Annotated in this window: 10 protein-coding genes; 8 read left to right on the top strand and 2 right to left on the bottom strand. The window is 72.3% G+C overall.

Features of this window, described 5'->3' with window-relative positions; genetic code table 11:
• Positions 1-45: 45 nt before the first annotated feature.
• On the bottom strand, positions 46-1,737 hold the full coding sequence (gene paaN, locus SSP08S_RS41360) for a phenylacetic acid degradation protein PaaN (RefSeq protein ID WP_019073531.1): 1,692 nt from the start codon (positions 1,735-1,737) through the stop codon (positions 46-48).
• A 172-nt stretch (positions 1,738-1,909) separates the two neighbouring features.
• Between paaN and SSP08S_RS41355 the strand changes: the two genes are divergently transcribed.
• Both SSP08S_RS41355 and SSP08S_RS41350 read left to right on the top strand, forming a co-directional pair.
• On the top strand, positions 1,910-3,424 hold the full coding sequence (locus SSP08S_RS41355; protein ID WP_019073530.1) for a 3-hydroxyacyl-CoA dehydrogenase: 1,515 nt from the start codon (positions 1,910-1,912) through the stop codon (positions 3,422-3,424).
• On the top strand, positions 3,421-4,011 hold the full coding sequence (locus SSP08S_RS41350; protein WP_019073529.1) for a TetR/AcrR family transcriptional regulator: 591 nt from the start codon (positions 3,421-3,423) through the stop codon (positions 4,009-4,011). The genes SSP08S_RS41355 and SSP08S_RS41350 overlap by 4 nt, the downstream gene beginning before the upstream one ends.
• A gap of 42 nt (positions 4,012-4,053) precedes the next feature.
• Here SSP08S_RS41350 and SSP08S_RS41345 read toward each other — a convergent pair whose 3' ends face one another.
• Complete coding sequence (locus SSP08S_RS41345) at positions 4,054-4,554, bottom strand: Lrp/AsnC family transcriptional regulator (protein ID WP_427921344.1); 501 nt, start codon at positions 4,552-4,554, stop codon at positions 4,054-4,056.
• Positions 4,555-4,728: 174 nt separating this feature from the next.
• Here SSP08S_RS41345 and pdhA point away from each other — a divergent pair, with 174 nt between their 5' ends.
• Genes pdhA through SSP08S_RS41315 form a run of 6 tightly spaced genes read left to right on the top strand, consistent with a single transcriptional unit; the run spans position 4,729 to position 11,615 of the window.
• Entirely contained in the window at positions 4,729-5,865 is a 1,137-nt protein-coding gene (gene pdhA, locus SSP08S_RS41340; RefSeq protein WP_019073527.1) for a pyruvate dehydrogenase (acetyl-transferring) E1 component subunit alpha, read from the top strand.
• Complete coding sequence (locus tag SSP08S_RS41335; protein WP_019073526.1) at positions 5,862-6,866, top strand: alpha-ketoacid dehydrogenase subunit beta; 1,005 nt, start codon at positions 5,862-5,864, stop codon at positions 6,864-6,866. Before pdhA ends, SSP08S_RS41335 begins: the two co-directional genes overlap by 4 nt.
• Positions 6,866-8,158, top strand: a complete 1,293-nt coding sequence (locus tag SSP08S_RS41330) for a dihydrolipoamide acetyltransferase family protein (protein WP_019073525.1) — start codon at positions 6,866-6,868, stop codon at positions 8,156-8,158. Before SSP08S_RS41335 ends, SSP08S_RS41330 begins: the two co-directional genes overlap by 1 nt.
• Positions 8,159-8,212: 54 nt before the next feature.
• A complete protein-coding gene (locus SSP08S_RS56900) occupies positions 8,213-9,142 on the top strand; it encodes an NTP transferase domain-containing protein (RefSeq protein ID WP_019073524.1) in 930 nt (309 codons plus the stop codon).
• Positions 9,139-10,524, top strand: coding sequence for a molybdopterin molybdotransferase MoeA (locus SSP08S_RS41320; protein ID WP_019073523.1), 1,386 nt, complete (start codon positions 9,139-9,141; stop codon positions 10,522-10,524). Before SSP08S_RS56900 ends, SSP08S_RS41320 begins: the two co-directional genes overlap by 4 nt.
• Positions 10,521-11,615: a potassium channel family protein gene (locus SSP08S_RS41315; RefSeq protein WP_019073522.1), complete on the top strand. Its 1,095-nt coding sequence runs from the start codon at positions 10,521-10,523 to the stop codon at positions 11,613-11,615. The genes SSP08S_RS41320 and SSP08S_RS41315 overlap by 4 nt, the downstream gene beginning before the upstream one ends.
• Positions 11,616-11,649: the final 34 nt, after the last annotated feature.

Below are 11,649 nucleotides of genomic sequence, written 5' to 3'. Positions count from 1 at the left end.
CCACAACGGACCGTCAGCCGCACAGAACCCGCACCCCCCGAGCTCTTAGGCGTCCCGACGCACCTCGACAACCCGGAACCGGTTGGCGACAAACGCCCCATCACACAGCGCAGCGTTCGCCGCCGGGTTACCCCCAGACCCGTGGAAGTCCGAGAACGCAGCCGTCTGGTTCACGAACACCCCACCCGTCAGGTTCAGCGACAACTGGGCGGCCTCCTCAAGGCAGACCTCCTCGACGGCCTTCTCGACACCCTCGTCCGTGGTGTACGCCCCGACCGTCATCGCCCCCTTCTCCCGCACAGTCCGCCGCAGCAGCTCCACCGCGTCGGAAGCCGAGTCGACCGCGACGGCGAAGGAGACAGGACCGAAGCACTCGCTCATGTACGCGGCCTCGTCGTCCGGCTTGGCCCCGTCCAGCTTCACGATCACCGGGGTCCGGACGACCGCGTCCGGGAACTCCGGGTTGACGATCTCCCGTGAGGCGAGGGCGACTTCACCGAGGGAGGCGGCCGCCTCCAGCCGGGCCTTCACGTCCGGGTTGACGATCGCGCCGAGCAGACCGTTCGCCCGCGCGTCGTCGCCCAGGAGACCGTCCACGGACCGCGCGAGGTCGGCGACGACCTCGTCGTAGGACTTGGGGCCCTGGTCGGTGGTGATGCCGTCGCGGGGGATCAGCAGGTTCTGCGGGGTGGTGCACATCTGGCCGCTGTACAGGGAGAGCGAGAAGGCGAGGTTGGACAGCATGCCCTTGTAGTCGTCGGTCGACTCGACGACGACCGTGTTGACGCCGGCCTTCTCCGTGTAGACCTGCGCCTGGCGGGCGTTGGCCTCCAGCCAGTCGCCGAAGCCGGTCGAGCCGGTGTAGTCGATGATCCGGATCTCGGGGCGGGTGGCGAGCGTCTTTGCGATGCCCTCGCCGGGGCGCTCGGCGGCGAGGGCCACCAGGTTCGGGTCGAAGCCGGCCTCGGCGAGTACCTCGCGGGCGATCCGGACCGTGAGCGCGAGCGGCAGCACCGCGCGCGGGTGGGGCTTCACCAGGACCGCGTTGCCGGTGGCGAGGGAGGCGAACAGGCCCGGATAGCCGTTCCACGTCGGGAAGGTGTTGCAGCCGATGACCAGGGCGGTCCCGCGCGGGACGGGCGTGAACTCCTTGTTCATGACGAGCGGGTCGCGCTTGCCCTGGGGCTTGGTCCACTCGGCGACGGCGGGCGTGCGGACCTGCTCCGCGTACGCGTACGCCACCGCTTCCAGACCGCGGTCCTGGGCGTGCGGGCCGCCCGCCTGGAACGCCATCATGAAGGCCTGGCCGCTGGTGTGCATGACCGCGTGGGCGAACTCGTGCGTTTGGTCGCTGATCCGCTTGAGGATCTCGATGGAGACCGCGGCCCGCGTCTCCGCGCCCGCGTCCCGCCAGGCCCGCTGTCCGGCGCGCATGGCGGGCAGCAGGACGTCGAGGTCGGCGTGCGGGTACGTCACGCCCAGCTCGATGCCGTACGGCGACACTTCGCCGCCCACCCAGTCGTCGGTGCCGGGCTGGCCGAGGTCGACGCGGGTGCCCAGGAGGGCGTCGAAGGCGGCCTTGCCCGCCGCCGCGTCGAGGCTGCCGTGCTCGCCGTAGGCCTTGGGGTGTTCGGGGTGGGGGGACCAGTACGCGCGCGTGCGGATCGCTTCGAGCGCCTGGTCGAGTGTCGGCCGGTGCCGGGCGATCAGCTCGTGCGCGGTCGGTTCGGCGGCCATGCGGGACCAACTCCTCTTCTCAAGAACTCGTCTGCGAGCTCATGACCTGGGCAGGAACAGGGGAAGGATCAGGGGCGGAAACAGGCGGTCAGAGTTAGAGTAACCGAACGATCGGTCGGGACAAGGGGGTCCGCCGCATCTGTGGAAAACCCTGTGCGGGAGGATCGCGGACATGACAGCACTGGACCTCAGCAGCCCCGTGGCCGTCGTCGGCACCGGCACCATGGGCCAGGGCATCGCCCAGGTCGCGCTGACCGCGGGTCACGTCGTACGGCTGTACGACACCGTTCCGGGGCGGGCCCGGGACGCGACCGAAGCGATCCGCGCCCGGCTCGACCGCCTCGTCGAGAAGGACCGGTTCACCGCCGCCGACCGGGACGCCGCACACGCCCGTCTGCTGCCCGCCGAGACCCTCGCGGAGCTCGCGGACTGCACCCTGGTCGTCGAGGCCGTGCTGGAGCGGCTGGACGTCAAACAGCAGCTGATGCGCGACCTGGAGGACATCGTCGGCGAGGACTGTCTGCTCGCCACCAACACCTCGTCCCTGTCGGTGACGGCCATCGGCGCCGCCCTGCGCAACCCCGGCCGCTTCGTGGGCCTGCACTTCTTCAACCCGGCCCCGCTGCTGCCGCTCGTCGAGGTCGTCTCCGGGTTCGCCACCGACGTCACGTCGGCCACGCGCGCGTACGAGATGTCCCGCGCCTGGGGCAAGACCCCCGTCGCCTGCGCCGACACCCCCGGGTTCATCGTCAACCGCATCGCCCGGCCCTTCTACGCCGAGGCCTTCGCCGCCTACGAGGCGCAGGCCGCCGACCCGGCCACCATCGACGCGATCCTGCGCGAGTCCGGCGGCTTCAAAATGGGCGCCTTCGAACTGACCGACCTCATCGGCCAGGACGTCAACGAGTCCGTCACGCACTCCGTGTGGCAGTCCTTCTTCCAGGACGTCCGCTTCACGCCCTCGCTCGCCCAGCGCCGCCTGGTCGAGTCCGGCCGCCTCGGCCGCAAGACCGGCCAGGGCTGGTACGACCACGGAGCCGACGCCGAGCTGCCCGAGCCGCACACCGCGGAACCGGCCCAGGCGCCCGCCTACGTCGTCGTCGAGGGCGACATGGGCCCCGCCGCCGACCTGGTCGCGCTGATCCGCGAGGCGGGCATCGTCGTCCGCGAGGAGGAAGAGGACCACGGCACCCGCATGGTGCTGCCCGGCGGCGGACAGCTGGCGCTCGCCGACGGACAGACCTCCGTCGAATTCCGCGACGTCGTCTACTTCGACCTCGCCCTCGACTACCGCAGGGCCGGCCGCATCGCCCTGTCCGCGTCCCAGGACACCGCCTCCCAGACCCTCTCCGAGGCGATCGGCCTCTTCCAGGCGCTCGGCAAGGACGTCAGCGTCATCGGGGACGCCCCCGGGATGATCGTCGCCCGCACGGTCGCCCGGATCGTCGACCTGGCGCACGACGCCGTCGCCAAGGGCGTCGCCACCGAGGAGGACATCGACACCGCGATGCGCCTTGGTGTCAACTACCCCCTGGGTCCGTTCGAATGGAGCCGCAGGCTCGGCCGCAGCTGGGCCTACGACCTCCTGGACGACCTGCACCTGCGTGATCCGTCGGGACGGTACGCGCCGTCCCTGGCGCTCTACCGCCACGCGTACGCCACCGAGAAGCGGGAGGGCACCCCATGACCACCGCCAAGCGCGACACGTACACCCCCGAGAGCCTGCTCTCCGTCGCCGTCCAGGTCTTCATCGAGCGCGGCTACGACGGCACCTCCATGGAGCACCTCGCCAAGGCGGCCGGCATCTCCAAGTCGTCGATCTACCACCACGTGACCGGCAAGGAGGAGCTGCTGCGCCGCGCGGTCAGCCGCGCCCTGGACGGCCTCTTCGGGATCCTCGACGAGGAGCACGCGCGCGTGGGGCGTGCCGTCGAGCGGCTGGAGTACGTCGTGCGGCGGATGGTCGAGGTGCTGACCTCCGAGCTGCCGTACGTGACGCTGCTGCTGCGGGTGCGCGGCAACACCGACACCGAGCGGTGGGCGCTGGAGCGGCGCCGGGACTTCGACCACCGGGTGGCCGAACTGCTGAAGGCCGCGGCGGCCGACGGGGATCTCCGCGGTGACGTGGAGGTGCGGCTCGCGACCCGGCTCGTCTTCGGGATGATCAACTCCATCGTGGAGTGGTACCGGCCCGACGGACGGGGCATGGGCGAGCGCGAAGTGGCCGACGCGGTGGCCCAGTTGGTGTTCGCTGGGCTGCGCGCCCCGCACTGAGCCGAAGCCGGCCGGCGGGCCCGCACCGGCCCGCGGGCCGGGTCAGCCCTGCGGCTCCAGGTCCTCCTCCTCGAACACCAGCAGGGTGCGTGAACTCAGCACCTCGGGGATGGCCTGGAGCCGGGTGAGCACCAGCTCGCGCAGCGCCCGGTTGTCCGGGGTGTGCACCAGCAGCAGGACGTCGAAGTCGCCGCCCACCAGCGCGATGTGCGAGGCGCCCGGCAGCAGCCTCAGCTGCTCGCGGACCGTGCGCCAGGAGTTCTGCACGATCTTCAGGGTGATGTACGCCGACGTGCCCTGACCCGCGCGTTCGTGGTCGACGCGGGCCCCGAAGCCGCGGATGACGCCGTCCTCGATGAGCCGGTTGATCCGCGCGTAGGCGTTGGCGCGCGAGACGTGCACCCGTTCGGCGACGGATCTTATCGACGCGCGGCCGTCCGCCTGGAGCATCTGGAGGATGTCCTGATCGATGGCGTCGAGCGGACGCGGGGGCGGCAGCTCGCGTCCCGCCTCCGGGCCGTCGGCCATTTGTTCAGGTGCCATGTCCCCCCGCCTCCCTACCATGGACGTACTGCGTTCATTTGAGGTTGTGGAGAACCGTTTGTCCACAGCCTGAAGCCGCCTGTAGCCAAAATGTGCCGACGACCGAACAATCGGTAGGGAGGCGCCGCACGTCCGAGGCGTCTCTCCGAGCCACTCCCACGAGGAGGTGCCGTCATGACGGTCATGGAGCAGCGGGGCGCGTACCGGCCCACACCGCCGCCCGCCTGGCAGCCGCGCACGGACCCCGCGCCGCTGCTGCCCGACGCCGTGCCGTACCGCGTGCTCGGCACCGAGGCCGCCGCGCAGGCCGACCCCGGGCTGCTGCGCCGCCTGTACGCCCAGCTGGTGTCCGGCCGCCGGTACAACGCGCAGGCCACCGCCCTCACCAAGCAGGGCCGGCTCGCCGTGTACCCCTCCACCACCGGCCAGGAGGCCTGCGAGGTCGCCGCCGCGCTGGTCCTCCAGGAGCAGGACTGGCTCTTCCCCAGCTACCGCGACACCCTCGCCGCCGTCGCCCGCGGTCTCGACCCCGTGCAGGCCCTCACCCTGCTGCGCGGCGACTGGCACACCGGCTACGACCCGCGCGAGCACCGCATCGCCCCGCTGAGCACCCCGCTCGCCACCCAACTCCCGCACGCCGTCGGACTCGCCCACGCGGCCCGTCTCAAGGGCGACGACGTGGTCGCCCTCGCCATGGTCGGCGACGGCGGCACCAGCGAGGGCGACTTCCACGAGGCGCTGAACTTCGCCGCCGTGTGGCAGGCCCCGGTCGTCTTCCTGGTCCAGAACAACGGCTTCGCGATCTCCGTCCCGCTCGCCAAGCAGACCGCGGCCCCGTCGCTGGCCCACAAGGCCGTCGGCTACGGCATGCCCGGCCGCCTGGTCGACGGCAACGACGCGGTCGCGGTGCACGAGGTCCTGAGCGAGGCCGTACGGCACGCGCGCGAGGGTGGCGGTCCCACGCTCGTCGAGGCGATCACGTACCGCATCGAGGCCCACACCAACGCCGACGACGCGACCCGCTACCGCGGTGACTCCGAGGTCGAGGCCTGGCGGGCGCACGACCCGATCGCCCTCCTGGAGCACGAACTGACCGAGCGCGGGCTCATCGACGAGGCCGGCATCCAGGCCGCCCGCGACGCCGCCGAGGCCATGGCGGCCGAGCTCCGCGCCCACATGAACCAGGACCCGGTGCTCGACCCCATGGACCTGTTCGCCGACGTGTATGCCGAACCCACCCCCCAACTGCGCGAACAGCGCGACCAGTTGGCGGCCGAGCTCGCGGCCGAGCGGGAGGGGACGCACTCATGACCACCGTCGCCCTCAAACCGGCCACCATGGCGCAGGCCCTCACGCGCGCGCTCCGCGACGCGATGACCGCCGACCCCACCGTGCATGTCATGGGCGAGGACGTCGGCACCCTCGGCGGCGTCTTCCGCGTCACCGACGGCCTCGCGAAGGAGTTCGGCGAGGACCGCTGCACGGACACCCCCCTCGCCGAGGCCGGCATCCTCGGCACGGCCGTCGGCATGGCCATGTACGGCCTGCGCCCGGTCGTGGAGATGCAGTTCGACGCCTTCGCCTACCCGGCGTTCGAGCAACTGATCAGCCACGTCTCCCGCATGCGCAACCGCACGCGTGGGGCGATGCCCCTTCCGATCACCGTCCGCGTCCCCTACGGCGGCGGCATCGGCGGCGTCGAGCACCACAGCGACTCCTCCGAGGCGTACTACATGGCCACCCCGGGCCTGCACGTCGTCACCCCCGCGACCGTCGCCGACGCCTACGGCCTGCTGCGCGCCTCCATCGCCTCCGACGACCCGGTCGTCTTCCTGGAGCCCAAGCGCCTCTACTGGTCGAAGGACACCTGGAACCCCGACGAGCCCTCACCCGTTGAACCGATAGGCCGCGCCGTGGTCCGCCGCCCGGGCAGCAGCGCGACACTCATCACCTACGGCCCGTCCCTCCCCGTCTGCCTCGAAGCCGCCGAGGCGGCCCGGACCGAGGGCTGGGACCTCGAAGTCGTCGACCTGCGCTCCCTGGTGCCCTTCGACGACGAGACGGTCTGCGCGTCGGTACGGCGCACCGGCCGCGCCCTGGTCGTGCACGAGTCGGGCGGCTACGGCGGCCCGGGCGGCGAGATCGCGGCCCGCGTCACGGAGCGCTGCTTCCACCACCTGGAGGCACCGGTGCTGCGCGTCGCCGGCTTCGACATCCCGTATCCGCCGCCGATGCTGGAGCGGCACCACCTCCCCGGCGTCGACCGGATCCTGGACGCCGTGGGCCGGCTGCAATGGGAGGCGGAGAACTGATGGCACAGGTCCTGGAGTTCAAGCTCCCCGACCTCGGCGAGGGCCTCACCGAGGCGGAGATCGTGCGCTGGCTGGTCCAGGTCGGCGACGTCGTCGCCATCGACCAGCCGGTCGTCGAGGTCGAGACGGCCAAGGCGATGGTCGAGGTCCCCTGCCCCTACGGCGGTGTGGTCACGGCCCGCTACGGCGAGGAAGGCACCGAACTGCCCGTCGGCGCCCCCCTGTTGACGGTCGCGGTGGGCGCACCGGCCGCCGACACCGACGCGGACACCGAGGGCTCGGGGAACGTGCTGGTGGGCTACGGCACGGGGGCGCCTCCGGCCCGGCGCCGGAGGGTGCGACGGATGGGGCCCGGCGTCGTCACATCGGTCGAGGACGCGCCCCCCATCGCTCGGGACGACGGTCCCGTACCCGTGATCTCGCCCCTCGTGCGACGGCTGGCGCGCGAGAACGGCCTGGAACTGCGGGAGTTGACGGGTTCCGGACGGGACGGGCTGATCCTGCGGGCGGACGTCGAGAAGGCGCTCCGCGCGGCGGCGGCCCAGGAGGCGATCGCGCAGGAAGCGACACTCCTGCCCCCGGCCACGGTCCCCGCCACCCCGGATGGCACCCGTATCCCCCTTCGCGGCATACGGGGAGCCGTCGCCGACAAGCTCTCCCGCAGCCGCCGAGAGATCCCGGACGCGACCTGCTGGGTGGACGCCGACGCGACCGAGCTGATGCGCACCCGCGCCGCCATGAACGCCGTTGCCGGGCCCAAGATCTCCGTACTGGCCCTCCTCGCCCGGATCTGCACGGCCGCGCTGGCCCGGTTCCCCGAGCTCAACTCCAGCGTGGACACGGAGGCGCGGGAGGTCGTCCGGTTCGACCGGGTCCACCTCGGGTTCGCCGCGCAGACCGAGCGCGGGCTCGTCGTACCCGTCGTACGGGACGCGGGGGCGCGGAACGCGGAGGCGCTGAGCGCGGAGTTCGCCCGGCTGACCGAGGCGGCCCGGACCGGGACGCTGACCCCCGGGGACCTCACCGGCGGGACCTTCACGCTGAACAACTACGGGGTGTTCGGCGTCGACGGCTCCACGCCGATCATCAACCACCCCGAGGCGGCGATGCTCGGCGTCGGCCGGATCGTCCCCAAGCCGTGGGTGCACGAGGGCGAGTTGGCGGTCCGCCAGGTCGTGCAGCTCTCGCTCACCTTCGACCACCGGGTCTGCGACGGCGGTACGGCGGGCGGCTTCCTGCGGTATGTGGCGGACTGTGTGGAACAGCCGGCGGTGCTGCTGCGCAACCTGTGATCACGGAAGCCCGCACAAGTTCCCTGTGATCAGGGCGGCACGCATACTCGGGGGGTGACCGCGTACGAGCCCACCGACACCGTGCCCGGCGGCGCGTACGACGCCGTCGTGCTCGCCGGTGGCGGTGCCCGGCGGCTCGGCGGTGCCGACAAGCCCGGGCTGCGTGTGGGCGGCCGGGCCCTGCTCGACCGGGTGCTCACCGCCTGCGCCGACGCCCGGACCACCGTTGTGGTCGCCGACCCCCGGCCCACCACCCGACCGGTGCGCTGGGCGCGCGAGGACCCGCCCGGCGCGGGCCCGGTCGCCGCGCTCGACGCGGGTCTGCGCCACACCACGGCCGACACCGTCCTGGTCCTCTCCGCCGACCTGCCGTTCCTCGAACCGGCAACCGTACGGCGGCTGTTGACCGCCCTGCGGACCGGCGGCACCGACGGCGGGCTGCTCACCGACGCCGACGGACGCGACCAGCCCCTCGTGGCCGCGTACCGCGCGTCGGCCCTCCGCCGGGAGCTGGCCGCACTCACAAAGGAGCACGGCGGCCTCACCGGGCTGCCCCTGCGCCGGCTCACCGCCGCGCTCGACCTCACCCGCGTCCCCGACCCCGTCGCGTCCTTCGACTGCGACACCTGGGACGACCTCGCCATCGCCAGGGCACGCATCAGGGAGCATGGGCACGTGTTGGATGAATGGATTTCCGCAGTCAAGGACGAACTGGGCATCGACCTGGACGTCGACACCGGCATCCTGCTCGACCTCGCCCGCGACGCCGCCCACGGAGTGGCCAGGCCCGCCGCCCCGCTGACCACCTTCCTGGTCGGCTACGCGGCGGCGCAGGGCAAGGGCGGCCCCGAAGCCGTGGCCGAGGCGGCCCGCAAGGCCGCCGCCCTCGCGCTGCGCTGGGCCGACGAGGACACCCCCGGGACCGGGTCCCAGGCCAAGCCGGAGACCCCGTCCGACGCTCCCGGTCCGGACGCCGCCGGATGACCGCGCGCGGCACGCACACGCACACCGGCGAGCACACCCAGGACGTCGAGGACCTCGACGTCGAGGAGGTACTCGCCCTCGTGAACGAAGCCGGCACGGGCGGGCACGCCGAGCCCCCGCCGACACCCCAGGACACGCCCCAGGCCCCCGGCGCACCCCGCGAGCCGGACACCCGCCAGCACAAGGCCACCCCATGGCCCGAGGCCCGTGCCGTCGCCGCGCGCGCCGCACGGTCCGGCGGCCACCGCGCCCCCGTCTCCGTGCCTCTCGACTCCGCCCTCGGCCTGGTCCTGGCCGCACCCCTCGTCGCCCTGAGCGACCTGCCCTCCTTCGACACCTCCGCGATGGACGGCTGGGCGGTCGCGGGCCCCGGCCCCTGGGATGTACGCGAGGACGGGGTGCTCGCAGGACACGCGGAGCCGGAGCCGCTCGGCGACGGCGAGGCCGTGCGGATCGCTACCGGCGCCCGGGTCCCCGCCGACGCCACCGCCGTCATCCGCAGCGAGCACGGCCGCACCGACGACAAGGGCAGGCTGCACGCGGCCCGTGAGGTCGGACACGGCCAGGACATCCGCCCGCGCGGCCAGGAGTGCCGCAGCAGCGACCATCTGCTGCCCGGCGGCACCCTGGTGACCCCCGCGGTGCTCGGCCTCGCCGCGGCCGCCGGCTACGACACGCTCACCGCCGTACCCCGCCCCCGGGTCGAAGTCCTCATCCTGGGCGACGAGTTGCTCACCGAGGGACTGCCCCACGACGGGCTCATCCGGGACGCGCTCGGCCCGATGCTGCCGTCCTGGCTGCGCGCGCTCGGCGCCGAGGTCACCGCGGTCCGCCGGCTCCGCGACGACGAGAAGGCGCTGCACAAGGCGATCTCGGCCAGCACCGCCGACCTTGTCATCACCACCGGCGGCACTGCCTCCGGCCCGGTCGACCACGTCCACCCCACCCTGCGCCGCTTGGGCGCCGAACTCCTCGTGGACGGCGTCAAAGTCCGCCCCGGCCACCCCATGCTGCTGGCCCGCATCAAGGCCGACCAGCACCTCGTGGGCCTGCCCGGCAACCCCCTCGCCGCGATCTCCGGCCTGCTCACCCTCGCCGAACCGCTGCTGCGGACCCTGTCGGCACACCCCGCCCCGGAGCCGTACGAGCTGCCCCTCCAGGAGGCGGTGCACGGGCACCCGTACGACACCCGGCTCATCCCCGCAGTGCTGCGCGGCGACTCCGCGATTCCGCTGCACTACAACGGGCCGGCCATGCTGCGCGGGATCGCGGCGGCCGACGCACTCGCGGTTGTACCGCCGGGTGGGGCGCGGCAGGGGCAGCGGACGGAGCTCATCGATCTGCCCTGGGCGGTCGCCGGCATCGGGGTGTGTTTCACGTGAAACAGTCGGGCCATGATGCGATCGCCCGCCAGGCGGACGAACATCTTGTGACCCATCGGGTGAAACTCCCCAAGAAAGTGGTCGAGCACCCCTTCCAGCAGGTCGCCAAGCGGCTGTCCATCGCCCTGTGCCTGCTGATCGCGACCGCGCTGATCGTCTATGCCGACCACGACGGCTACAACGACAACTCGGACGGCTCGGTCGACTTCCTCGACGCGCTGTACTACGCCACGGTCACCCTCTCGACCACCGGCTACGGCGACATCACCCCGGTCAGCGACGGCGCCCGGCTCACCAACATCCTCGTCGTCACACCACTGCGCGTGCTCTTTCTGATCGTCCTGGTCGGCACCACCCTGGAAGTCCTCACCGAACGCACCCGGGAGGAATGGCGTTTGAACCGCTGGAGGTCAACCTTGCGGGATCACACCGTCGTCGTCGGCTTCGGTACGAAGGGGCGGTCGGCGATCCAGACCGTGTGCGCGACGGGGCTGAGGAAGGAACAGGTCGTCGTGGTCGACCCCAGTGCGAAGGCGATCGAGGCCGCGAGCAGTGACGGCTATGTCGGGGTCGTCGGGGACGCCACCCGCAGCGAGGTCCTGAAGCGCGCCGAGGTGCACAAGGCGCGGCAGATCATCATCGCGACCCAGCGCGACGACACGGCGGTGCTGGTGACCCTCACGGCCCGGCAGCTCAACCGCGGCGCGAAGATCGTGGCCGCCGTGCGCGAGGAGGAGAACGCGCCGCTGCTCAAGCAGTCCGGCGCCGATGCCGTCATCACCAGCGCCAGCGCGGCCGGCCGGCTGCTCGGCCTGTCCGTGCTCAGCCCCGCCGCCGGCATGGTCATGGAGGACCTGATCCAGCAGGGCAGCGGGCTCGACATGACCGAACGCCCGGTCATAAAGGCCGAGGTGGGCAAGACACCGCGCGAGACGGACGACCTGGTGGTGAGCGTCGTACGCGGGCACCGGGTGCTCGGTTACGACGACCCGTCGATCGGGACGCTGCAGCTGACGGACCGGCTCATCACCATTGTGCGGGTCTCGCCCGGCTCGCAGGTGGCGCCGGACACCCGGCCGCTGCCGGAGTGATCGGCCCTCGGCGTCACGTCGTATGACGAGGAGT

It is taken from the genome of Streptomyces hokutonensis (assembly GCF_000376565.1).
In the GTDB taxonomy this organism is placed as follows: Bacteria; Actinomycetota; Actinomycetes; order Streptomycetales; family Streptomycetaceae; genus Streptomyces; species Streptomyces hokutonensis.
This window is presented reverse-complemented; position numbering and strand designations above follow the sequence as displayed.